We start from the raw sequence: 24237 nt of genomic DNA on the forward strand, positions 1-24237 counted from the left end.
AAGTTCTTTTAGGCATAGGAGGGGCACTGTGAAAACCAAGTCAAAGGTGAAATATTTTTCTCGAGATCGTTGGGTACAAGTGATTTTACTGAGTGTAGTCGTATTAGTGTTTGGCAGGCTCGTCTTTCTCCAAGTTGTACAGGCATCTGACTTAAAGGCCAAGGGTATTGAGAGACGTACAATTGATCAGAGCCTTAGGCCTGATCGAGGAGTGATTTTTGATGCTCAAGGAAATGTATTAGCGCAAAGTATCCCGGTAAAACAAGTCTATGCAGATCCAAGGACTCTCAATATTGCGATGGAAAAGAAACAATTTAAAAAGAGTAAGGATGAAGTGGCTAAAGATCTGGGCGGCATCCTAGAGATAGATCCCCAAGAAATACTGGATAAATTGAACAAAGATCTCGCCTGGGTAAATCTGGCTCACCAAGTGGAGGTAGCAAAAGCTGATGAAATATTAGCACTGAAGATACCCGGAGTTGGTTGTTCCGATGAAGAGAAGCGTATTTATCCCATGGGTGTTTTTGCCTCCTCTGTTCTTGGAATTGTCAATCAAGAAGGTCATGGGGTAGAAGGTGCTGAATACTACTATGATAAGGAGTTGTTTGGCAAACCCGGGTTTCAATCCAAAGAACAAGACACAAGAGCCCGCTCAATCTTGGATGCCCTTAATCAAGGTGACCCGTCAAGACCCGGTAACTCAATTAACTTAACCATAGATTCAACAATTCAATACTACGTTGAGCAGCAATTAGATGAAGCTCAAAAAGCAACGAATGCTAAGAGTGTCACAATCCTTGCAATGGATCCAAAGACAGGTCGGGTACTGGGCATGGGTTCACGTCCATCCTTTGATCCGACTGACTACGCAAAGGTTGCCCCTGAGGTTCGTAGAAATTTAGCCATTAGTATGTCCTATGAACCGGGCTCAACCTTCAAGATTATTACGGGAGCAGCGGCTTTAGAAGAAGGTCTTATTCAACCGGATGAAACCTTTGACGACCCCGGCTTTTTAAGGATTCCTCCGCTCTATATAACCAACTGGGATTCTGACCAAAAGCCCCATGGATTCATTACTTTCACAGAAGGAATGCAGCTTTCTTCTAACGTTGTTTTAGCACAAGTTGGAAGGAGTTTAGGTAAAGAAAGGTTTGATACCTACCTAAAGGCCTTTGGTTTTGGACAAAAAACCGGAATCGATATCTCAGGTGAAGAAAGTGGATTACTCTTGCCCGCAGAGAGGGTGCGGGATATTGATGTAGCCACTATGTCATTTGGTCAAGCCAACTCTGTCACTCCGATCCAACTGCTTACGGCAATATCAGCAGTTGCCAATGGCGGTACTCTCTACCGTCCTTATATTGTTGATAAGATTTCCTCCTTCGATGGTCAAACTGTTCAGCAACAAAAACCAACTCCTGTTCGGCAAGTTATATCAGAATCGACGGCAACTCAGATGACTAATATTCTCGAAGAAGTTGTCTCCGATGGAACAGGCCATACAGCCTATATTCCCGGCATTCGCGTAGCCGGAAAGACCGGAACTGCTCAAAAGGTAGATCCTGCAACCGGTGCTTATTCAAAAACAGACTTCGTTGCTTCGTTTGCAGCCTATGCCCCTGCTGAAGATCCTAAGATTGCGGTACTTGTGATAATTGATACTCCAAACACCGAGGATGGACATCAGGGGGGGACCTTGGCAGGCCCTAGGGCAAAAGCAATTATTGAGGGTGCCCTGCAATACTATGGTCTGCCGGTGGCCAATGATACTCAGAGTACTGTTACTATATCCCCCAGTGATACAGCAGTTAGACCAACCCCTCAACAGGTTGTTCCTGAGCGAGTACCTCTTGGAGGAGAAATTGTCATTCCAGATCTTACAGGGATGACAATGAGGGAAGTAGGGGAAACCTTAGCTAAATCGGAACTGCATTTTAACTTCTCGGGGACTGGATTAGCAATCCAGCAATCACCTCAACCGGGGAAGATTGTAACAAGAGGTTCACCTGTTGAGGTAAAGTTTTCGCCCCTATCTCAATGATGAAGAAGTTTATCATTTCTTAAACAGGGTAAGCTAGGATGACTTAAGGAAATTATTAATTCGGAGGAATAAAATATGCTTCTCGACCAACAGATTGATTTAATGAAAGCCGAAATTGTATCCGCTGTACAAGCCTGTATCCAAATAAAAAGTGTCAAAGATGAAGAACATAGCGCCGAGGGCGCGCCCTTTGGACCGGGAGTTAAAGAAGCTTTAGAGTGGACCTTAGACCTGGGGAAATCCTTTGGTTTCCAGGTCAAAAATGTCGAAGGGTACGCAGGTCATATTGAGATGGGAACTGGCGAATTGTTAGGTATTCTTGGGCATCTTGATGTTGTTCCGGAAGGGGATGGCTGGTCAGTGCCGCCTTATGGTGCCACGATTGTAGATGGCAAGATTTTTGGCAGGGGAGCCTTAGATGATAAGGGACCTTCTTTGGCGGCCCTTTTTGCCATGAAAGCCATTAAGGATGCCAATATCCCTCTGAAGATGAGGGTTCGCCTTATTTTAGGTACCGACGAGGAGTCAGGTTGGGCAGACATGGATTATTACTTTAAAAAAGAAGAAACCCCGCAAATGGGATTTGCTCCCGATGCTGAGTTTCCTGTAATTCATGCTGAAAAAGGAATACTTCATTTAGAAATCTCAAAGCCCCATTCACCAGCCCTTGCCCACATTGTTAGTATTCGCGGTGGAGAACGAGCAAATGTTGTACCGGATCGCTGCGATGTTATTCTCCAAGGGCTCTCTTATGAAGATATTGCCCAGCAATTAGCTAATTATGTTTTTCCGGAAGGAGTAAGTGCCTCAGTAATCAGCAAGAAATCCGAGTCTGATCTTGAGCTTCTTTTCCAGGGAACCAGTGCCCATGGAAGTCTCCCCCAAAATGGTAACAATGCTGCTCTTTACGCTGTACGATTTCTTAGAACACTGCCACTGAGTGCCGAAGAGCAAGAAACCCTTGATTTTATCTCGATCTATCCGGGAATGGGCTTTCATGGAGAAGGATTTGGGATAGCCTTAAGTGATGAACCCTCCGGTAAACTTTCACTTAATCTTGGCATTTTAGATATGACATCAACTAATACGCGTTTTGTGATTGATATCCGTTATCCGGTAACTTATCAGCGAGATGAGGTTTTTCAGCCAATTAAAAAAATTGCTCTTAACCAGCAATTTAGCGTTGAGATCATTAATCATCAAGAAGCTCATCATGTTCCCAAAGACAGCCCCTTGGTTCAATCTTTACTAAAGGCCTATGCAGAAGTAACAGGCCTGGAACCATATGCCTTCGCAATTGGCGGTGGAACCTATGCCAAGGCCATTCCCCAAGGAGTAGCCTTCGGACCTGTCCTGCCCGGTGAACCGGATGGAATTCATTGTCCTGATGAATTTATTTCTATCGAAAACCTGCTTTTAACCACTAAAGTTTATGCTCAAGCTATTCTGAATTTGGCTGCTGACATTAATTAATTCATAAACTATTCTCCCGCAAGCAATTGCGGGTTTTTTATTATACGTGATTGCATGAAAGTGGTGAAATATTGTAATAGAAATTAGACAAAAAAAGAACAGTTAACATTGTGTTAAAACTGTCTCTTGCTTAAAAATTAATAGAACTTCATCTAACAGAAGGTCGGCTTGTTCCTGCGCAATTCCTTTGACTTGCATAACCTCGCTGATAAACATCCGACGGGCACTGTTTAACATAGTCTTGTCTTCTGCTCCGAGCTGTTTTCTATGGTTTTTTCGTACTAAGTCCCGTATGATTTCAGTTCCTTTGTAAATATCGCCGGTTTTTATTTTGCTTTTATTTAGATCTCTGCAATAACGTCGGTCTTCATAGATACTTGGATCTGTATTTCCAATGTGGAAATCTGTGAGAATATTTTCTAAGATATCCGGCTCAACTATCTGACGGATACCAAGAGTCGAAGCCTTTTCTATCGGAATAATAATTTGCATATTGTTTTGAGGCATATTCAATTTATAGAAAAGCTTGTTTTTTCCCAATACCTCTCGCTCTTCAATAGCTTCAATAACACCTACACCAAGCATTGGATAAAGAACTTTGTCGCTAATTTGAAACATTAATCCACCTCCTGAGTGATCTTTATAAGTATAACATAGAATTGGTTAATTGGCAAAATTATATATGTTATCATATAAAATTAGACTTTGTCAATATGAATAAATAAAACAACTTAGAAACACCAAATAAAATGAGGCCTAGCTAAATGCTGACCTCATTTTAGAGCTTGTATTAATAAGATTTCTTTGTTTTAAATGGATCTAGAAGGTTTTTCTAGAGTCTAAAGCTGCTAACCCCGATTTGCAAATCTTGAGCTAAGTTTGTTAAACTCTGGCAAGAAAGGCTTATCTCATCAATAGAAGCTGTAAACTCCTCAATTGCCGCTGATACCTTGGAAGCCTGATTGGCATTGACTTGACTGACCGCACCGATTTCCTGTACACCTGAGACAATTTGTTGGCTGCCTCCTGCCATTTGCTGGATAGAGGAGGAAATGCCGCCTACTTGTCCTGAAACTTCATTAACCATTTTCAGAATATCATCAAGACCATGACCAACGTTATTTACTGCTTTAATTCCATCATTAACGTGAATCTCTTCAGCGACCATTGCCAGATTTGCTTGAGAGATGTTTTCCCTGTTAACAACCACCAATTCAGCTATTTGTCCGGTTGCCGCTTTGGCTTTTTCAGCTAACTTTCGCACTTCATTCGCTACTACTGAAAAACCACGGCCGTGTTCCCCGGCCCGAGCAGCTTCAATAGCGGCATTCAAGGCTAATAGATTTGTTTGTTCCGTAATATTGGTAATTAAGCGAGCAATGTTGGCGATTTTTTCTGAGCTATCAGTCAGTTGATTTATAGCATCTTTGACAAGTGAAGTACTCTTACTGATGTTTCCCATTTGTTCTATGGCCTGAGTGAGAGCTCTTTGCCCATTTTCCGTAGTAATAGCCGTTTGGGAAGCTAGGTTAGTAACATGCTGACCTGCCTCAGCTACGGCTTGAATATTGGCGTTTATTTGTTCAATGGCTGCTACAGTCTCGCTGACTGCAGCAGCTTGTTTTTCTGTACCACAGGCAACTTCTGTAACGGCCACAGCGATTTGCCCGGAGGCCATTGAGCCTTGCTCAGTAATCTTTAAGAGCCGAGTGGCAGATAAGGCAACATCGTCGGAGGAGTCAGAGACTCTTCGAACTAATGTCGCTAGACTTGATGTCATCTGATTAAAGGCCTGGGCTAATTGTCCTGCTTCGTCTTTAGATTCAGAGCTGATTTTGTTTACCCTCAGATTTCCGGCAGCCAGTTCTTGGGCATTGGTAAGCATTATTTGCAGAGGTTTGGAGATTGCTCTTGCTACAAGAGCTCCAATGGCAACAGCCAACAAGGCGGCCACAAGGGGGAAACCGAATAATACTTTCTCAGCATGAAGAAAATTTAGATTTTCACGCACAATGGTACTCTTTGCTTTCTGAGCACTAAATTCAACTATCTCAGGAAGGAGGGTGTCAATCTCTTCTAAAATTGGTGTCAGGTTATTCACATAGTAGGAATATGCGCCCTGTTTTTCATTACTATCGATCAGCAGGACAACCTGCAGCCATTGGTCGCTGAATTTTAAAAGATTTTCTCTTACCTTAGCTAATTTAACAGTTTCCAAGGACTCCTGAGCCAGAGGGGTATAGTTATCCAGTGACTCATTAATTAAGCTAAGTAAAACCGTGGTCTGAATGAGAAGGTTTTGTTTTTGAGAAGGATCAACTGGGGCTAAGAGCAGCTCAGTATTAACACTACGAATCATTCGCACATTGGCATGTGCCTCATTGATTAGTTTTACAGAGATTAGAGAATTTGAATAAATTTCATTCATGGCTACCTTAGCTTGCCGATAATAATAATAACCCATATAACTTAAGCCCAGCATAAAGAGTATCATGACCCCAACTAAAGCATTGATTTTAAAAAATGTATTCCAATTCTTAAACCAAGTAAATTTCGGTCTTATGGTTCTTATCAATTTTAAATGAGGGAATTTAAATTTTGGCCGTCCAAAGCTTTTGAGACTATAGTTATTGAAACTGAATTTATACTTGCTTAGATTAAACTTCTTCATTGATACTGTTCCCCCTAGCGCAATATATAAGAGTTTCCTCCTATTGCCTTTACTTCTTTCTTGATCTGAGCGGCCCTTTCAGAAACGAGTAAGGGTGTCCAGCTATGGTCTGGATTTATGATGAGACCAGCTAACGCAACACTTAAATATTCTGATCCAGTCATCAGCAGGCAAGATTGTTCAAATTGATGGAGGATTTCTTTTGCTAACTGTTCCAGACCTGAAGGTGAAGAGATAACAATAAAGTCATCGCCGCCGATATGACCGATAAAGGAATCCTCGGCAAGATTTTGAGATGCATTAACCAAAACCTCACTTAATACTTTGATAGCTACATCACCTTGCTGAAAGCCATACTTATCGTTGTAATATTTAAATTTATTAAGATCTACATAAATTAAGCCAAAAGTCGACTTGCGATCTAAGTGTTGCCTAATTTCCTGATCGATAAGAAGATTACCGGGTAATCCGGTTAAAGGGTTAGCTCCTTTGGCAATTTGAATTTGTCGCTCGGCCATTGTTTTAATTAAATTGGCTACTGAGACCATACCTACTGGCTTACGTTGATTAGCAACAATGATCCCGTCATATAGCTGTGAACCTGAACGTTGCATAGCTAGACTAGACACCACTTCTAAGGGAGTGGTGTCTTCTACAATTAAAGGATTGGTATCCATCAGAATTGTTACAGTTCGTTCTAAATAAAGTGTAACACCGTAACGAGTACCCAAAGCAGCAAATAGCCTATCCCGCTGCATGACGCCAACTAAACGAGAGTCTTCAATAATTCCTACTAACCAGAGATGAGGATGTTCACGAAAATAGGCTTCAACTTCCTTGACCAGGGTATGGACAGTGAAGAGAGGTAAGGGTTCGACCATGGAAAGGATTGAGCTTTGTTCGATAGATTTATGACGAAGTGTGGGACTTAATATTTCTTTAAGAGGATTGAGGATAGGTCGTTCAAAGCTAGGCTTTGCTATGTAGAATCCTTGTATGTAATCCACCCCTAATTGAACAACCGTACGCATTTCTTCTTCAGTTTCTACGCCTTCGGCGATGATGCGGCATCCAATACGCTTGGAAAAAGTTACAAATGTCTCCAATAAGGCCCATTTAATCGGATCGGCATTTACACCTTTGATCAAAGAGCGGTCAATTTTAAGATAATCAGGGTGAAGTTCTGCGACAGATTGCAATGAAGAGTAGCCTGCACCCACATCATCGAGAGCAATTAAATATCCTTGATTTCTATAATGGTCTAAGGCATCCCGAAAGGTAGAATAGTCATCGATGGAACTTCTCTCGGTAATTTCCAAAACAACGTTCGAAGGAGTCAAACCCTTTTCATTCAGTAACTTTCTTGTGTTTCCCGAGCCGAATTCCGGATCAATTAGTACGAGAGGGTTGATGTTGAGAAAGAGACGTTCTTTATTCTGAGAAACCTGGGGGAAGGATGAAATGGCTTGGCGGCGGCAAAGTGTTTCGATGGGATAGAGGAGACCGATCTTTTCTGCAAAAGGGAAGAGGTCGGCAATATTGTTGAAGCAAGTAGAGTTGGGAATACGGGCTAGAGCTTCAAATCCAAAGACTTCTCCACTTCGTGCATCAATGATAGGTTGAAATGCTGCCTTCAAGTGTTTGCCCGGATCTTCAATTAAATAGGCAATTTCTTGACGACGGGCAAAAAAATTTGGATCAGGCTCTGATTTATTAAGCAAAAAAGCTTCTTTGACGGCAGCATAAAGTAAATAATCGGGACTACGAGTAGGTTCGTTGCTGCACTGAGCGAGTCCGGAACGAAGACTAATTTTTTCATTAACTAATTTCCGAATTCGATGGTTGAACCTTGCTTCCAGCGGAGTTATCCATTTTTCTATAACCTCTGTAATATTCCAGGTAATGTTCTTGCCAGGTACGAAATAAACGACAAAATCATCCCCACCACGAGATTCAAAATGAGAAAACAGGTAAAGGTTACGTTGCTGTTTAATCGTTTTATTAATTTCACGCTCAATTTCGTCGAGGATTTGTCTGCAGATTTTATAGCCGTAGCGAAATTCCACCTCCTGAAATTTAACAATATCCAGGTATAAGACCCAGATCGTTTTGTCTTCTCTTAAAAGACGGCATAGTTTTCGTTGGCTCATATCTACCGACTTAAACATTAGAAAACTCCTTTTTATTCAAACACTATTGCTTTATATGAGCATGATTTGTAAATATCCTTACTAAATAATAAGGTCTTATTGTAAAGGTTTGATGAACTGAATATTAATTTAGTGTTAAATATATCCTCTATATGCATTCTTATCTAGTTTATGATTAGTTCAAGAGTAACTATTTCTGGTTTTTATCTTATTCTGGCAAGATCCTCAGTAGTATCTTGAGGAAATAACTCAAATTTAACAAATCCTATGGAATTTTAACCAAGGAATAATATATTCTTTACACTCATGACGTAAAATTGATCTCAGGTTAGAAAATGAATAATTGCTTCTTTAATCTGCATTTCTACTATGAACAAGAAGGAGAGGTCATTTGATATGTATGAACGGATTATTGGTCAAACACTTAGCAAAATGACTAAAATACTACTTGCTCCAACAATTCCCTTGCAATATTTTCTGGACTCCCCTGGTGTAACCCATGTACATTGTTTGGAAGCAGCCTACAGTGTATTGAAGTCTGATGGTAAAGAATTGACGGCAAGTTTATTTGAACTCTATCACACTGAGCTTACCGGGGGGTTGTATTGGGCGGATCGCGGGTGGAAAAATATTAATCATTTTTACAGTCATCCAAACAAGCAAGGAATCTCTGGTTGGCCTGATGCGACTGCGGAGTGCCAATACTATTTCAATAAAGCCATTAGCTTTTTGCCTAGAGACATTGCCAAGGGAATGTTCTTTTTTGGCGCAGCCCTACACCTAGTGCAGGACATGTGCGTTCCTCATCATTCGCTTGGGATACTTTTTGACGGACATAAAGAATTTGAAACATGGGCCTCTGAAAACTGGAGCAGGTTTCCTGCCGAGTGTGGCATGTATCGGCCCTTTTCTCACCCCGCGCAATGGATTGACTACAACGCTCAACAATCACGCCCCTTGTTCAGTTTGGTTTCCCAAAAGGAATGGTGTTCAGAAGAAAGCTACGAGAAAGCTGCTAAAGTGCTAATCCCTTTGACAATTTCCACCACTGCGGGATTTTTAGAGTTTGCTGTCAAGTTATTCGATGACAGACGATTACGAAATGATGATCGAGATCATTGTTGAGATCAGAATTAACCGGTTTTTATTATAAGAAAGCAAGAGTAATTATTGAAGGTGGGATAAATTGTGAAGCAGTCGAGAATCCTGATATTTTCTGCTGGATTTGGCAATGGTCATTACCGAGCTGCAGAAGCAGTCATTGAAGAGATACTTATTAAGGAACCTGAAGCCATCATTAACCATCTGGATTTTGGAGATTTTCTTAGTAAACGGTTTAATAGCATGGCCAAAAACCTTTATATGGAGATGATTAAACACACCCCAAAACTCTGGGGAAAGTTCTATTACAAAACTTCTCAATTTAAGCCTGATTCGCTAGCTCAACGGTTCTTAAACCAGTTAGGACGAAAAGAATTTCTTAGATATATTCAGTCATTTGCTCCGGATCTGATTGTTTGCACATATCCGACGGTTTCTTCGATATTAGCTCAACTCAGAATCGAACAAATTCTGAATATACCATTGATCACAATCATTACGGATTATACAGTGCACAGTCACTGGGTACACCTGGGTGTGGATGGGTATGTGGCAGCTTGTGATGAAGTTAAGGAGAATCTGATAGCTTGGGGAATAAAACCGGAGAAAATTTTTACAACTGGGATTCCGATTAGTCCAAAGTTTAATTTAGATAAAGATAAGGACACCATTATTAAAAAACTTGGTCTGAATCCGAAGTTGCCCATATTTTTACTAATGGGAGGAGCCTATGAAGAGGCCAAAGGAATAAAGAGGATTTGCGAAAATCTGGCAAATTCTCATGTTTCTGTTCAGACCATTATTGTATGCGGCAAAAATAAGCAACTCTTTCATGCCTTAGAAGAGTTGGTTGAACACTCTCGTAATCCTATTCTTAGGATGGCCTACGTTCATAATGTGGAAGATCTAATGTCAATTGCATCCTTAATCATTACGAAAGCTGGAGGACTGACAGTTACCGAGGCCCTTAGCAAAAACTTGCCACTCTTAATTTACAGAGCACTACCGGGTCAGGAGGAAGCAAATGCCGATTTTGTTCAGCGTCTAGGAGCTGGAAATGTAGCTAATAGTGAAAAAGATCTGCATCAGCTCATCGAGTACTACTTAAAAAATCCTAAGGAAGTTAATAAGATGCGAGAAAAGGCAGCAATAGCATTAACAGGCCGATCTACGGAAGGGACTGTTAATGCTATGTTTAAATTAATCCGAAGTACCCGCAAGAAGAGGATGATTTCTTAAAAAGTCAACTGTTTACCAAAAGAGGAGAATATTTAACGGGAACTTTACTTTCAGTTCATTAAGACTTTACATTTGTCAATTATGATTAGAGTATCGAAAACAACGTTTCGAACCGAGTAAAGGGGGGACCTTATTGAGGGGAGTTTTCTTATGGCCAGTATTCTAGTCATTGAAGACGATAGGCAAATTCAAGAAGTCATTAAAACCAGCTTAGAAATTGAAGGGTTTACAGTATTTAATTCCGCTGATGGTGAACTGGGCATCGAATTTGCCAGAAGTAACCGACCAGAACTTATTATTCTTGATTTAGCTCTTCCATTGATAAGTGGATTTGATGTCATTAAAACCCTGCGTTCCTTAGAAGATACCCATGCTATTCCAATAATAATGTTGAGTGTAAATGATGATATTACAGACAAGATAATCGGACTTGAGCTAGGGGCGGATGATTACTTAACAAAACCCTTTAGTCCTCGAGAATTGTTGGCCAGGATTAAAGCCAGACTCAGAGAAGTTCAACGTAAAGCTGATCCCCAAGAAAGCCTGTTGAGGTGGGGAGAACTTGAGATTAGGAAAGAAAATTATTCTGTAAGATTATCTGAACAGCCTTTGAACTTAACAGTGAAAGAATTTGAATTACTTGTTCTCTTCGTGTCAAATCCCTACCAAGTCTTTAGTCGAGAATATTTAATTCAAAAGGTCTGGGGCAACCTTTCCGGCTCCGGAACCAGAGCACTAGATGTGCATATCAGTCACCTCAGAAATAAATTAAAGGCCTTAGGACCGGTTCTTGATTCGGTACGTGGAGTTGGGTATACCTTCACACACCGACGTAAGCACTGAATTTTTAACTCAAACTTTACATTGATTTCATTAACACTTTACAATCGTCCATTATAATCATCTTGTATCTTGAGTAAATTAAGGGAGGAACTTAAATTGTTTAAATCTAAATCGAAAATTGCCCTTGTAAGTACTACTCTAATTGCCATGCTTGCTTTAGTAGGATGTGGACAGACTGCTGCACCATCGACAACAACTCCAGCACCATCTACCAACACAACCTCAATTGACAAGAAAACCATATCTGCTGCAGGCTCAACTGCTCTTCAACCACTCGTTAAGTTGGCAGCCGATGATTTTATGGCTAAAAATGCTGGGGTGCAAGTGAACCTTAGCGGCGGTGGTTCTATGACAGGTTTAAACAATGTAGCTAGCGGATCCATTGAGATCGGGAACTCTGACGTTGTCAGCCCAGATGAGCTTAAAAGCGCAGGATTAGTTGATCACCAAGTATGTGTAGCTCCCTTCTTATTAATTGTTAATAAGGATGTCAGCGTTGATAGTTTAACGAAAGAACAAGCGGCAGATATTTTCACTGGTAAAGTCACTAACTGGAAAGACGTCGGCGGTAAAGATGCTAAAATCTCTATCATTGGCCGAGCTGCATCTTCCGGAACTCGTTTAAATATTGAAAAGATTGTAATGGATGGCAAAAAGATGACCGATGCGGCCGCCGCTCAAGATTCAACGGGTAATTTACTCACAGGTGTTGCTCAAACTCCTGGTGCAATTGGGTACATTGATGCTGCCTACTTGAAAGACACAGTTAAGGCTTTGAAGTTTAATGGTGTAGCATACAGCCCGGAAACTGTCATTAACGGCCAGTACCCAATCTACTCTTATGAGCATATGTACACTAAAGGTGAACCTACCGGAACCGTCAAACTTTTCCTAGATTACATTCTGAGCACAGAATTCCAAGAAAAGAATGTTGAGAAAGCAGGATTTATACCAGTTAGTAAAATGAAAAAATAAGCTAAGATCTAATATGATTACTAACTGAATCTAACAATAGATCAAGCAATAAAAATTAGGAGCAAGACATTTCTTGCTCCTAATTTTGTGCGTCGCTCAATCCTTAGCTTAACAGGTAAGTGACCCTGGAAGTATTTTTGTTGGATTGTTAACCTGAACTTTACATTCCCTTAATTAATAGTTTACACACATGAGTTAAAATTATAGCAAGGGAATTTTGAGACTTAAATATCAAAAAACCAGCGTTAAATTTAGAGAGAGATCTGGAGGTGTACAGGTTGCCTCAACCTACAAAGTCTTGGGTATATTACAATGACCGCTTAGCTCGTTACTTATTTATTAGCAGTGCCGTTTTAGTATCCTTAATCATCATATGTATTATTTGGTTTGTTGGGATGCAGGGTTTATCGACCTTTCGAGAAGTCAGCTTTCTAGAATTTTTCACAAGCAGTAAATGGAGTCCGGATTCCGGTCAATACGGGGCACTGACCTTTATTGCGGGATCAATTGGCACTACTCTAATTGCCATTTTGCTTGGTGGTCCGTTAGGGCTGGCAGGAGCGGTTTTTTTAGCAGAAATTGCACCACCCTGGGTACGGGCTATTATGCGCCCTGCAACTGATTTATTTGCAGGAATCCCCTCTGTGGTCTATGGCTACGTGGGGATTACGGTGATAGTAGGTTTTACACGCAAAATCACTAACTCATCCACAGGTTATGGTATGTTGGCGGCAGGTATTGTCTTAGCTATTATGATTTTGCCAACAGTTATTAGTCTTTCGGAAGATGCCTTGCGTTCATTGCCCGGATCATATAAAGAAGCATCCCTAGCTCTAGGGGCCACACGCTGGCAAACTATTTGGCGTGTTCTTGTGCCGGCTGCTTCTCCTGGGATATTAACAGCCATTATTTTAGCCATGGCCAGAGCCATCGGGGAAACCATGGCGGTTCAGATGGTTATAGGTAATTCTCCAAGATTCCCAGACTCTTTAGGCAGCCCTACATCAACCTTGACGAGTAATATTGTTATGGAAATGGGCAATACACCTTATGGATCGACTTGGAATAATGGCTTATTTATGATGGCATTTATTCTTTTAGTTATAGCCTTGATTATGATTATTCTTGTTAGAACCGCCTCGCGAAAGGGGGCAGTCCGTTGAAAGCACATCAAGCAAACCGATTTGCCAGTATTCTGCTTTGGATTGGTGCAGTTGCCATCCTTGCACTATTAGTTGCATTTTTAGCTCTTATTTTAGGTCGTGGTCTACCATACCTGACGGCTGAGTTCTTTAGTGGCTCAGATGGGGTCAGAGGGCAATTATTTAATTCCTTCTATATTTTATTCCTGTCCTTAATATTTTCCCTACCCATTGGTTTAGGTGCTGGAATTTACATGGCTGAATACGCACCCCAGAATAGGTTTACTGACCTAATTCGCCTAAGTACAGAGAGTTTAGCCAGTGTACCGTCTATAGTCTTTGGTCTCTTTGGTATGATTGTCTTTGTCAATATGTTTGGGTTGGGATTCACTATCTTAGGAGGATCTGCCACTTTGGCATTACTCAATTTGCCGATCTTAGTACGGGTTACAGAAGAATCCTTGCGGGCAGTGCCCAGAAGTTATCGAGAAGCAAGTTTAGCCTTAGGGGCAACCATGTGGCAAACTTTACGCAAGGTTATTCTGCCGACAGCACTTCCTGGGCTGATTACCGGAATAACCCTAGTTGCAGGAAGAGCACTTGGGGAAACAGCAATTTTGATCTTCACAGCAGGAATGAATGTCTCCCGAATCCTCTTTGACGTTAACCCTCTAGCCGCGGGAGAGACACTGGCCGTTCATTTATTTGCGGTAAAGTCAAATCCTTTGCCAGGCACAAATTCCGACCAGATTGCAGATGGAACCGCCGCTCTGTTAATTCTCATGGTCATCGTCTTTAACCTTTGTTTATCAATACCTAGTCGTTGGCTACAATATCGACTTCAAGGGAAAAATAGGGGCTAGTACTCTGGATATAAAGATAGAGGAGAAATGATATGGATAAGATCGTGGTTAAGGAACTCGACCTTTTTTATGGGGAACAGCAGGCCTTAAATAGTATCAACATTGCAATGAAGGAGAGAAGCGTGACTGCTCTTATTGGTCCTTCCGGCTGTGGAAAGTCAACCTTTTTACGGACACTTAACCGAATGCAAGATTTGACACCGGGTGTAAAAATCATAGGTCAGGTTAAGATCGATGGTCAGGACATTTATGCAGCTGACACCGATGTGGTTTTACTTAGGAAAAAGGTAGGAATGGTATTCCAGCATCCTAATCCTTTCCCAAAATCAGTCTTTGAAAATGTGGCCTATGGCCCACGAATTCACGGAGAAACTGACAAGAAGAAATTAAGTGAAATCGTTGAAACCAGTTTGAAAGATGCCGCTTTGTGGAACGAGGTGAAAGATCGCTTACATGAATCCGCTTTAGGACTTTCCGGTGGGCAGCAACAAAGACTTTGCATTGCACGCTTATTGGCAGTGGGGCCAGAAATTCTGCTAATGGATGAACCGACCTCTGCCCTTGATCCAATTTCCACCATGAAAATTGAAGAATTAATAGCAGAGTTGAAAGACAAGTATACAATCATCATTGTGACCCACAATATGCATCAAGCTTCTCGGGTATCGGACAGAACCGCCTTTTTCTTAAGCGGTGATTTAATCGAGGAAGATATAACAAGTGTACTCTTTACTCGACCGGCAAAGAAGAAAACAGAGGATTATATATCCGGACGATTTGGTTGATATTTACAACTCATGTTCGGTTTTGTCTGAACGGAGTCACTGAACTTTTTAGTACCTTAGACTATATAAAATGTTGTATAATTAGAGAAATAAAAGCAAGGGAGGAGGACTACAAATGCCTACTCGCCAGAAATTTGATCATGAACTAGAAGATCTGCGCCTAAAAATCTTAACCCTGGGAAAGATGGCCGAACAACAAATAGCACTTGCAGTCAATTCTTTAATGAACCAGGATCTAGAGTTAGCCAATTCCATCGTCGTTAAAGATTTGGAACTAAATGATTTGCGAGCAGACATTGAAGAAACATGTATTCTCCTAATCGCAACTCAGCAGCCCTTTGCTCGTGATTTACGCAAACTTGTAGCTGGTTTCAAAATATCCATATACCTAGAAAGAATGGGAGACTTGGCTGTTGATCTAGCTAAAGTGTCCATCAGAATAGGTCAGGAAAAGCTAATCAAACCATTGGTGGACATTCCACGAATGAGTGGAATTGTGCAAGAAATGATTAGAATTGGTCTAAAAGCATACGTAGACGAGGATTGTGGCGCAGCTGCAGAGATGTCCTTAATGGATGATGAGATTGACAAGATTTATTCCGGTGTTTTTGGGGAACTAAAATCCATTATGATGGAAAACCCTAATAATGTGACCCAGGCCAATTATCTGCTGTTTGCCAGCCGTTTCTTGGAACGTCTGGGAGATTATTGTACGAATATTGCCGAAGAGATTGTTTATATATGTAATGGTAAGAGGATGGATCTTAACGAATAGAAAAAACATAAAGATATCCCTATGGCAAAATTATTTAGCCATAGGGATATCTTTATATCCTATAGTTCCCATTGTGATTGAAACCACACTTAATAGATTGCATATTTGTTAAACTACCTCAGAAGGCTAAAAATACAAGCATAATCAATTCTGGGGGAATATAAATGAAACAACCGGGGTTTATTATTGAACACTGCCGACAAAATTGTCCGAAAGCAACTCGAGAGTGGAGGGAGCTTTTAGAGGAATTACCATCAAATTTAGCGGCTTTGGATATTGAGGAAACTCTTCAAAAAAAGTTCGGACAGGTAAATCACCATCATCTGCTTAAAATATGTTTGGCTGGTTGTCCAAATGGCTGCTCCCGACCAGATATAAAAGACTTTAGCATTTCCGGATATGTCACTCCTCAAACTACAGATGCTCCCTGCATGGCCTGCCATGCTTGTGTTAGATCTTGCTTAGAAAATGCGATTACCATAGAGAATAATGAAGTGGTTGTCATTGATAAATCGAAATGTCTCTCCTGTGGAAATTGCTTAAGTGTTTGCCCTTCGGGTACGTTAGCCGCAGGTGAAAGTGGTTGGAACTTACGCCTAGGTGGAAGAATGGGGCGACATCCCCGTTTTGCATCTTACATTAAACAAGCTAAAACAGATGATGAGGTAATTGCCTGGGTAATAGAGACTATTCTAGACTATATTAATAATGGAGGCCCCCAAGAAAGGTTCACCCATTTTGTTGAGCAGAAAATCCAGCTTAGTCTAGAGTTCGAGAGCGAGATGCCCTCTCGTGTATCCAGATTCGAAGATTTTCCATGTCCATAATTGTTATGTTTTTTTTCTTTATCTCAATGATTTTTACTTCTTTTAATTCCGTTAAGATCCGACTGACAGATTCACGAGCCAAACTGCACATGCCAGCAAGTTCGGTGGCAGATAGAGGTATGGTAATCATAACTCCGCTCTTGGTTTTTTGACCGTGTACATGGGCAAGAGCAAAAAGCTTTGCAGCCAGGCGCAGGCGAGCATCCCCTAGGGACAGATTTCTAATTTGTCGGTAGGAACGCCGCAAATCAAGAGCAAGATCCTCATACAATAACCAAATTAATGATGGATTACTCTCGATAAAACGCATAAATGTTAGCCGGTCAATTGTCAATACCTCTGTCTCCTCTATGCAAAGAGCTGAATGAGGGTAAGGTTTACCGTCGAGAATAATTTCCGGAAAAAATGCTGGAGCATTAAGTACCCGAATTATTTTTTCGGTATATTCACTCATTAAATAGAGTCTAACTCGACCATTAATTAGAAAGTAAAGAGTAGTACCTTCATCTCCTGAAAAATAGAGATATTGTTTAGAGGCATAACGTCGGATTCTTCCATGAGTGAGACAAAAATTAATAAATTCAGGTGTCATTTTACCCGAAAAGAATTCTTTAGATAAAAGATCCTGTAGTTGTTGATCGTTGATCATCTTATCACCAAACCTCATAAAAATTATCATTCAGGTACATTATAACATTAACAATCGTGATTTTAATATTTCTTGAAAAGTATTACATGCTTACACTATTTTACAAAAGGAATATGGGATATCCGTTTTTCTAGTAGGGAAAGCTAATTTTAAGCTTCGATTGACTTATTGGAAAGGATGGATGCTAATGGGAGCACGTAAAAAAGTATCAAGAGCCAAAGCATCAGTTACAGTTAGAGATCCTCATTATCAAGAGTATGACACGCATAAAGAACGAAATATTCAACAGCCATTGCCCACAAAAAACTCGTTTTAATGAATAAAAATCAGGAGAGGAGTAGGTGTTAGAACCTACTCCTTTTGCTATAACATTTGATAATGTTTCGATTCGAAATAATGTTGATCGTAAAGAAGGAAATATCTTTTATTAGTCGAATTATCAGAATAACAAAAATATTTGCATATCCGAATATCCGGAGCATAAGATAAATAATCATTCTAAACAAACGAGGGCTTAGTGGGAATGGTTATTGGAGAAGTAAAAGGAAATATTTGCTATATGATTTCTTAATTATGGCCATATTGACTTATTCAACGCTCAATGCTAGTCTTATTTTGTGAGAAGAATAGAATAGATTGTGCATTTTGTTACTTTGATTTCTAGTAATTGGCTTTATTGTAAATCTATTAATTTTGGATATGTGAAACAAATCTTATGTAGTGAGCTGTATCTAGGATTTTGCTGGGAACTCTGCTTAGCTTTCAGTCTAGTCAGAGTCATAATATTGTGTTTGGAAAATAAATTCCTTCTCACGCTTTATAGGGGGTGTTATGAAAAGAGTTACAGTTGTGGTGTCTACTGGAGAAGGGCTTTATGAACCAGAGACGAAGTTATCCTATTATGATGCTCTTTACCTCGTCGATTAAGGAATCTGTCGGTCTTAAGGTGTTATTATCAAAAGTCATATTCTCAAAGGATTAATTTTGTTGCAGTAAGGGGGAAACAGTGTGAATATTGTCGTTTTTATCAAACAAACATTCGATACTGAGGCTAAAATCGTACTAGATGCTAGCGGTAAAATCGATGCCAATGGGGTTAACTTAATTATTAACCCTTACGATGAATATGCCATTGAAGAAGGGATCAGACTCAAGGAGAAGCACGGCGGCGAAGTGACCGTTGTAAGTATGGGTGGTTCACGTGCTCAAGAAGCAGTCCGTACTGCTTTGGCAATGGGTGCAGACAAAGGCGTATTGGTAAGCGATCCTGGACTAGAGAATACCGACGAATTCGGCAGAGCTCAAATATTAGCTAAGGTTGTTGCCGATATTCCTCATGATATAATTTTAGCCGGACGTATTGCTATTGATGATGGTGCAAGTCAAATTGCTGTTCGTTTAGCAGAGGCGTTAAGCATCCCTTCAGTCAGCAGTGTTATTAAATTAGAAGTTGCCGGAACTCAAGCAACTGCTACTCGTGAAATTGACGGCGGGACTGAATTAATCGAAGTTAGCTTCCCTGCAGTATTTACAGCCCAAAAAGGTTTAAATGATCCTCGCTATCCATCCGTAGCCGGTATCATGAAAGCTAAGAAGAAACCATTAAAAAGCTTAACCCTTGCAGATCTTGGTTTTGGCGCTGGAGATTTGAAAATGGTTATTAATCAATATAGTTTACCTACACCTCGTAAAGCAGGGCGCAAAATTGATGGTGAACCTGCACAAGCTGCCAGTGAATTAGCAAAACTCTTGCGTGAAGAAGCTAAGGTTCTGTAAAGGAGGAATTAAAATGGCTAAAGGAATTATGATTATTGTTGAACAACGCAATCTACAAATTCGTAAAGTTTCGTTAGAACTACTTAGTGAAGCCCGTAAAATCGCAGACCAAACTGGTGAGTCAGTAGTAGCTGTTGTGCTTGGTCAAGGCATTGATGAACTTGCGCCAACTCTTGCCGCTAGCGGTGCTGACAAAGTTATCGTCATCGATGATGCTAAGTTAGCAGAATACTCTACAGGTGCCTATACCTCTGTGCTCAATAAGATCATTCGTAAAGAAGAACCACAGGCTGTTTTACTCGGAAATACTGCTGCAGGAAAAGATCTTGCTCCACGCTTGGCCCAACGTCTTGGAGTTGGTCTAGCATCCGACTGCACCGGCATGGAAATTGACTCCGCTAACTTCTTAACATTTAAACGACCAATTTATGCCGGTAAGGCATTTGCCCATCTCACTTCCAATGTTCGCCCAATTATGGCTACTATTCGTCCTAATACCTTCCCTGTAACACCTCCGGATGCTGCTCGTCAGGCTGAAGTTGTTAAAGAAGTTGCTGATATTGATGCAGCTGATCTAACAGCAATTCTTAAGGAAGTTGCTGTGGCAGCTTCGAAACGCCCAGAGCTTACAGAGGCTAACATCATCGTATCTGGTGGACGGGGTATGAAAGGCCCAGAAAATTACAGCATTCTCGAAGACTTGGCTGATGTAATTGGTGCGGCTGTAGGAGCTTCACGTGCTGCTGTAGATTCAGGCTGGAAAGAGCATAAATACCAAGTTGGACAGACTGGAAAAACAGTTGCCCCAACTCTTTATATTGCTTGCGGAATATCCGGAGCAATCCAACACTTAGCAGGTATGGGTTCTTCAAAATTCATTGTGGCCATCAACAAAGATCCGGAAGCTAACATCTTTAATGTTGCTGACTATGGCATTGTTGGAGACCTCTTTGAAATAGTCCCCTTGCTAACTGAAGAGTTTAAAAAGCTTGTCAACGAATAATTGAATATGACTACTTAAGTGAAGCGCCTAACAAGGCGCTTCCTTAATAAGTAAGGAGAGGAAAGAATGGCAACACGTGAAGTGTACTGGAATATTGAAGGACATCATTGGCTTTACTTATTCTTTATCATTGCACTTGCTATCTTTGCTTATGGAGTCTATAAGCGGGTTAAGCTTTGGAAATTAGGTCAGCCCGAAAATCGTTGGAAAGAGATTTGGCCGGGGATCAAAGATGTACTTGTTTATACCTTCGCTCATAAACGGATTTTCAAAGACAGTTTCCCGGGGATGATGCATGCAGGTATATTCTACGGATTTCTTTTCTTAGCTTTTGCAACTGCCATAATCACTCTGAAAGCAGATTTCTCCATTGATTTTTTCCATGGTTGGTTATATCTATTTATTAAGGTTACTGCCAACTTATTCGGACTCGCTGCCTTAATAGGCATAATCGTCGCTGCTTACCGAAGATATATTCAGCGACCGGATCGTTTGGATAATAAGGCGGATGATGGTATCACCCTGGCTTTATTATTTGCAATCCTGTTGACAGGGTTCATCATTCAGGGAGCACGTATTGCAGTATTGCCAGATCCTTGGGCCGCCTATGCATTTGTCGGGCAATGGATGTCTATTCCAATCCAAGGATTGCTCAATGAAGCGCAAATCTTGTCCTTGCACGTCTTCCTTTGGTGGTTCCATCTTTTCCTTGCCATGGCTTTCATAGCATATTTCCCCTATTCCAAGCTATTCCACGTCTTACTCGGCCCGCTTAATCAGTTCTTCCGCAATCGAGGACCCATAGGTATTCCTGAGCCAATAGACTTTGAAGATGAAAGCTTGGAAACCTTTGGAAAAAGCCAACTGCGCGAGTTTTCCTGGAAGACATTATTTAATACAGATGTTTGTTTGCGTTGTGGACGTTGCCAGGATAACTGTCCTGCCTACTTAAGCGGCAAGCATTTAAATCCAAAAGGAATTATTCAGGATATGCGAGTTCTTATGGAGGAAATGGGCGAGGCACTCCAAGCTAAGAGTAAAGTATTAGTGCAAGCTGCTGATCAAGAAGCTGCTGCGGCAAGCGAAGCTGAAGAGATTGAAGAATGGACTGGTCGGGCGCTAATCGGTGAAGTTATTCCTGAAGAAGACTTGTGGGCTTGTACTACCTGTCGATCTTGTGAACAGCAATGTCCTGTATTCATAGAGCACGTCGACAAAACCATTGATATGCGTCGGAATCTCGTACTCATGGAGACACGCTTCCCGGCTGAAGCTCAATTGGCTTTTCGCAATATGGAGAATAACGGAAACCCTTGGGGCATCGGTTGGACTACTCGGGCGGATTATCTTACAGGGCTTGGAGTTAAAACTTACGAAGAAGATCCCAACGCTGAGTATCTGTATTGGCCTGGTTGCTCTGGAGCATTCGATGCTCGTAATCAAAGAGTTTCTGCTGCCCTTGTTAAGTTGTTACAAGCTGCAGGCGTTCACTTTGCAATACTGGGAAATGAAGAGAAGTGCTGTGGTGACTCCGCTCGTAAGTTAGGAAACGAATATTTATTCTATTCATTAGCCACAGAGAACATTGAAGTTATGAAGGGCTATGGAGTGAAGAAAATTATTACCCAATGTCCACACTGTTACAACTTCTTGAAGAACGAATACCCACAACTTGGCGGAGACTTCGAAGTGATTCACCATACAGTATTCCTCTTAGATCTAGTCAAGTCCGGCAAACTTAAGCTAACAAACTCGGATAGAAAATCGGTTACCTACCACGATTCTTGTTACCTCGGTCGGTATAATGAGATCTATGAACAGCCTCGCGAACTGCTTAAGGCAGTAGGCTTAAGTCTTAGAGAGATGTCACACACCGGTGAGAAGAGTTTCTGTTGTGGTGCTGGTGGAGGCCGTATGTGGCTCGAAGAGCATGAAGGTCAAAGAATTAATGAAATGCGGACGGATGAAGCTATTGCAGTTAAATCGGATTATGTTGGTACTGCCTGCCCCTTCTGTCTAACCATGATTAATGATGGTATAGCGGCCCGTGAAGTTGGAGAAAAGCTAAAGGCATTAGATGTAGCTGAAATACTGGAAAAAGTCCTATAATTTTGTCTCAAATATTCAGAATAATTTTAATAGTACAATGAAATTTAAATAATTAAACAAAATAAAAAATTTAATTAAGACTAAATATAAAAAACCAACTGAACTAAAAATCAGTTGGTTTTTTAATATAACATTAAACCACAAAGAATACAATTGGTTGAAGAAGTATTTTAAGCTTAGGAGAAACAGACCCAGTGTCAAATCTTCTAGTATACTGTTATTTAATCCCTGATATGCCCAAAACTCTTCAATACCTGCTACCATGGCTCTTGATATTACTAGGGGAAAACCACTAGCTGGAAAGAGCTAATTTATTGGAACAGATCATAAATAGATGATAATGAAAGATAGAATTTGAAATATACACTTTATTATGAATTTATACCCGAAAACTTTATGCCAAATTGTTGCAAGTTTTTTTCTTTTTAGGGAATCATAAATTCTAGTTACGTAATCAGAAGATATTACCATCTCAAGGCAAATACTATGCTGATAAGTAAAACTTTGTAAAAAGTACTCCAATGTAAAGCAGGGATTTTCCATTGTCTACAGAATAGACATTTCAAAGAAGCAATAATTTTAATTAAAGTACTTCAAGGTAACATGAGGAGGGAATTAGTATGAGTATAAAAGTTGGGATCAATGGTTTTGGTCGAATTGGCAGACTTACACTTCGAGCATCACTTGAAAAAACATTTCCATTCGAGATTGTTGCCATCAATGATCTAGGCAGTCCGGATTTATTGGCTCATTTATTCAAGTATGATTCAGTTCATGGTGTCCTGGAGAAGGATGTAGAAATTAATAACCAAAAAATGATTATAGACGGAAAAGAAGTTCAAATATTCGCCGAAAAGAATCCATTGAATCTGCCTTGGAGTAAACTGGGTGTTGATATTGTGATTGAATCCACCGGGCGATTCACTAAACGTGACGATGCGTCCCAGCATCTTTCTGCAGGAGCTAAGAAAGTAATTATTTCAGCGCCGGCAAAAAACGAGGATATTACGATTGTAATGGGAGTCAATGAAAGTCTCTATATTCCAGAGAAACATCATATAATTTCTAATGCTTCCTGTACTACAAATTGTCTGGCCCCGGTTGCCAAAGTTTTACTTGATGAATTTGGTATTGAACAAGGATTAATGACGACTACTCATTCAGTTACGAATGATCAACGGATATTAGACTTGGAACACAAAGACTGGCGCAGATCAAGAGCTGCCTATCAGTCTATGATACCCACCACAACAGGTGCAGCTAAAGCCGTTTCCCTGGTGATACCGGAATTAGAAGGCAAGATGAAAGGGCTGGCTGTTCGAGTTCCAACTCCAAACGTCTCGTTAGTAGATCTCGTTGTTTCTTTAAGTAAGCCAACAAATCGGGAGGAAATAAATAATGTCTTGAGGCAAGCAGCTACTGGAAGGATGAAAGGGTATCTGGAATACACAGAATTACCTTTGGTTTCTCACGATTTTAATGGCAACCCTGCCAGTTCCATTGTCGATGGTTTGTCGACCATGATGATTGGGGATCGGATGGCTAAAATCCTAGCTTGGTATGATAATGAATGGGGTTATTCAAACAGGGTTTTGGATTTAGTTAAACTCATAGTTACAAAAGGTATATCCGATGACTACCAGCCGTAAGACTCCCATCTTCTATAAGTACGAAAGCATCCAGCACGAAACCCGGGTGAGGGTTTCGCCCAAGCCGCCTGCAGCAGAGAAAAGCATAACGGCGTAGGTTGCTTTCGCCGAACCGCAAACTACCCAGAACAACTTTAGCGGTGAGGATGAGATAACGGCTGCTACG

The 24237-nt window shown here is 40.8% G+C and carries 20 protein-coding genes; 16 read left to right on the forward strand and 4 right to left on the reverse strand.

The features are described from left to right. The first annotated feature begins 28 nt into the window (after nt 1-28). Together DP73_RS09590 and pepV are read left to right on the forward strand one after the other, a co-directional pair. Nucleotides 29-2041 (forward strand): penicillin-binding transpeptidase domain-containing protein, encoded by a 2013-nt coding sequence (locus tag DP73_RS09590; RefSeq protein WP_034599122.1) that lies wholly within the window; start codon nt 29-31, stop codon nt 2039-2041. Between the two features lie 75 nt (nt 2042-2116). Continuing rightward, on the forward strand, nt 2117-3514 hold the full coding sequence (gene pepV / locus DP73_RS09595; RefSeq protein WP_034599123.1) for a dipeptidase PepV: 1398 nt from the start codon (nt 2117-2119) through the stop codon (nt 3512-3514). 102 nt (nt 3515-3616) lie between these two features. Here pepV and DP73_RS09600 read toward each other — a convergent pair whose 3' ends face one another. From DP73_RS09600 to DP73_RS09610, 3 genes are all read right to left on the reverse strand, one after another. Then, the gene (locus DP73_RS09600; RefSeq protein ID WP_034599124.1) at nt 3617-4132 is read right to left on the reverse strand and encodes a CarD family transcriptional regulator; all 516 of its coding nucleotides are present in this window, start codon (nt 4130-4132) and stop codon (nt 3617-3619) included. A 214-nt stretch (nt 4133-4346) separates the two neighbouring features. Next, complete coding sequence (locus DP73_RS09605) at nt 4347-6185, reverse strand: methyl-accepting chemotaxis protein (RefSeq protein ID WP_034599125.1); 1839 nt, start codon at nt 6183-6185, stop codon at nt 4347-4349. A 14-nt stretch (nt 6186-6199) separates the two neighbouring features. After that, complete coding sequence (locus DP73_RS09610) at nt 6200-8353, reverse strand: EAL domain-containing protein (protein ID WP_034599126.1); 2154 nt, start codon at nt 8351-8353, stop codon at nt 6200-6202. 378 nt (nt 8354-8731) lie between these two features. On the opposite strand from DP73_RS09610, the gene DP73_RS09615 reads away from it, so the two are divergent. The 9 genes from DP73_RS09615 to DP73_RS09655 all read left to right on the forward strand — a co-directional run bounded on the left by DP73_RS09615 (nt 8732) and on the right by DP73_RS09655 (nt 16885). Further along, complete coding sequence (locus DP73_RS09615; protein ID WP_034599127.1) at nt 8732-9460, forward strand: zinc dependent phospholipase C family protein; 729 nt, start codon at nt 8732-8734, stop codon at nt 9458-9460. A 63-nt stretch (nt 9461-9523) separates the two neighbouring features. Next, nucleotides 9524-10675 carry a glycosyltransferase gene (locus DP73_RS09620; RefSeq protein WP_034599128.1) on the forward strand — a complete coding sequence of 384 codons (1152 nt, stop codon included), beginning with the start codon at nt 9524-9526 and terminating at the stop codon, nt 10673-10675. Nucleotides 10676-10825: 150 nt separating this feature from the next. Further along, nucleotides 10826-11518 (forward strand): response regulator transcription factor, encoded by a 693-nt coding sequence (locus DP73_RS09625; protein ID WP_034599130.1) that lies wholly within the window; start codon nt 10826-10828, stop codon nt 11516-11518. Between the two features lie 96 nt (nt 11519-11614). After that, complete coding sequence (locus DP73_RS09630) at nt 11615-12493, forward strand: phosphate ABC transporter substrate-binding protein (protein ID WP_034599131.1); 879 nt, start codon at nt 11615-11617, stop codon at nt 12491-12493. A 278-nt stretch (nt 12494-12771) separates the two neighbouring features. After that, on the forward strand, nt 12772-13656 hold the full coding sequence (gene pstC, locus DP73_RS09635; protein WP_034599132.1) for a phosphate ABC transporter permease subunit PstC: 885 nt from the start codon (nt 12772-12774) through the stop codon (nt 13654-13656). Next, nucleotides 13653-14498, forward strand: a complete 846-nt coding sequence (gene pstA / locus DP73_RS09640) for a phosphate ABC transporter permease PstA (protein ID WP_034599133.1) — start codon at nt 13653-13655, stop codon at nt 14496-14498. Before pstC ends, pstA begins: the two co-directional genes overlap by 4 nt. Nucleotides 14499-14530: 32 nt before the next feature. Further along, nucleotides 14531-15283 (forward strand): phosphate ABC transporter ATP-binding protein PstB, encoded by a 753-nt coding sequence (gene pstB / locus DP73_RS09645; RefSeq protein WP_034599134.1) that lies wholly within the window; start codon nt 14531-14533, stop codon nt 15281-15283. A 115-nt stretch (nt 15284-15398) separates the two neighbouring features. After that, on the forward strand, nt 15399-16058 hold the full coding sequence (phoU, locus tag DP73_RS09650; protein WP_034599136.1) for a phosphate signaling complex protein PhoU: 660 nt from the start codon (nt 15399-15401) through the stop codon (nt 16056-16058). 164 nt (nt 16059-16222) lie between these two features. Beyond that, nucleotides 16223-16885, forward strand: coding sequence for a 4Fe-4S dicluster domain-containing protein (locus tag DP73_RS09655; RefSeq protein WP_034599137.1), 663 nt, complete (start codon nt 16223-16225; stop codon nt 16883-16885). On the opposite strand, the gene DP73_RS09660 is transcribed toward DP73_RS09655, so the two are convergent. Next, the gene (locus tag DP73_RS09660; protein WP_034599138.1) at nt 16818-17534 is read right to left on the reverse strand and encodes a Crp/Fnr family transcriptional regulator; all 717 of its coding nucleotides are present in this window, start codon (nt 17532-17534) and stop codon (nt 16818-16820) included. The genes DP73_RS09655 and DP73_RS09660 overlap by 68 nt on opposite strands. A 187-nt stretch (nt 17535-17721) precedes the next feature. On the opposite strand from DP73_RS09660, the gene DP73_RS24185 reads away from it, so the two are divergent. The 5 genes from DP73_RS24185 (at nt 17722) to gap (ending at nt 24071) form a co-directional block, all read left to right on the forward strand. Then, nucleotides 17722-17850: a hypothetical protein gene (locus DP73_RS24185; protein ID WP_282432666.1), complete on the forward strand. Its 129-nt coding sequence runs from the start codon at nt 17722-17724 to the stop codon at nt 17848-17850. A gap of 692 nt (nt 17851-18542) precedes the next feature. Further along, nucleotides 18543-19310 (forward strand): electron transfer flavoprotein subunit beta/FixA family protein, encoded by a 768-nt coding sequence (locus tag DP73_RS09665; RefSeq protein ID WP_034599139.1) that lies wholly within the window; start codon nt 18543-18545, stop codon nt 19308-19310. A 13-nt stretch (nt 19311-19323) separates the two neighbouring features. Then, nucleotides 19324-20313, forward strand: coding sequence for an electron transfer flavoprotein subunit alpha/FixB family protein (locus DP73_RS09670; RefSeq protein WP_034599140.1), 990 nt, complete (start codon nt 19324-19326; stop codon nt 20311-20313). Nucleotides 20314-20379: 66 nt separating this feature from the next. Next, nucleotides 20380-22422, forward strand: a complete 2043-nt coding sequence (locus tag DP73_RS09675; RefSeq protein WP_034599141.1) for a heterodisulfide reductase-related iron-sulfur binding cluster — start codon at nt 20380-20382, stop codon at nt 22420-22422. Between the two features lie 620 nt (nt 22423-23042). Continuing rightward, nucleotides 23043-24071, forward strand: coding sequence for a type I glyceraldehyde-3-phosphate dehydrogenase (gene gap, locus DP73_RS09685; RefSeq protein ID WP_034599143.1), 1029 nt, complete (start codon nt 23043-23045; stop codon nt 24069-24071). Nucleotides 24072-24237: the final 166 nt, after the last annotated feature.

Source organism: Desulfosporosinus sp. HMP52, from assembly GCF_000765145.1.
Lineage (GTDB): Bacteria > Bacillota > Desulfitobacteriia > Desulfitobacteriales > Desulfitobacteriaceae > Desulfosporosinus.

Bases quoted from the DNA above. Each gene is read 5' to 3' on its own strand.
- DP73_RS09675 (WP_034599141.1), top strand. From the start codon at position 20,380: ATGGCAACACGTGAAGTGTACTGGAATATTGAAGGACATCATTGGCTT.
- DP73_RS09625 (WP_034599130.1), top strand. From the start codon at position 10,826: ATGGCCAGTATTCTAGTCATTGAAGACGATAGGCAAATTCAAGAAGTC.
- DP73_RS09605 (WP_034599125.1), bottom strand. From the start codon at position 6,185: ATGAAGAAGTTTAATCTAAGCAAGTATAAATTCAGTTTCAATAACTAT.
- DP73_RS24185 (WP_282432666.1), top strand. From the start codon at position 17,722: ATGGGAGCACGTAAAAAAGTATCAAGAGCCAAAGCATCAGTTACAGTT.
- DP73_RS09600 (WP_034599124.1), bottom strand. From the start codon at position 4,132: ATGTTTCAAATTAGCGACAAAGTTCTTTATCCAATGCTTGGTGTAGGT.
- DP73_RS09655 (WP_034599137.1), top strand. From the start codon at position 16,223: ATGAAACAACCGGGGTTTATTATTGAACACTGCCGACAAAATTGTCCG.
- DP73_RS09615 (WP_034599127.1), top strand. From the start codon at position 8,732: ATGTATGAACGGATTATTGGTCAAACACTTAGCAAAATGACTAAAATA.
- DP73_RS09610 (WP_034599126.1), bottom strand. From the start codon at position 8,353: ATGTTTAAGTCGGTAGATATGAGCCAACGAAAACTATGCCGTCTTTTA.
- pstB (WP_034599134.1), top strand. From the start codon at position 14,531: ATGGATAAGATCGTGGTTAAGGAACTCGACCTTTTTTATGGGGAACAG.
- DP73_RS09670 (WP_034599140.1), top strand. From the start codon at position 19,324: ATGGCTAAAGGAATTATGATTATTGTTGAACAACGCAATCTACAAATT.
- gap (WP_034599143.1), top strand. From the start codon at position 23,043: ATGAGTATAAAAGTTGGGATCAATGGTTTTGGTCGAATTGGCAGACTT.
- phoU (WP_034599136.1), top strand. From the start codon at position 15,399: ATGCCTACTCGCCAGAAATTTGATCATGAACTAGAAGATCTGCGCCTA.
- pepV (WP_034599123.1), top strand. From the start codon at position 2,117: ATGCTTCTCGACCAACAGATTGATTTAATGAAAGCCGAAATTGTATCC.
- DP73_RS09660 (WP_034599138.1), bottom strand. From the start codon at position 17,534: ATGATCAACGATCAACAACTACAGGATCTTTTATCTAAAGAATTCTTT.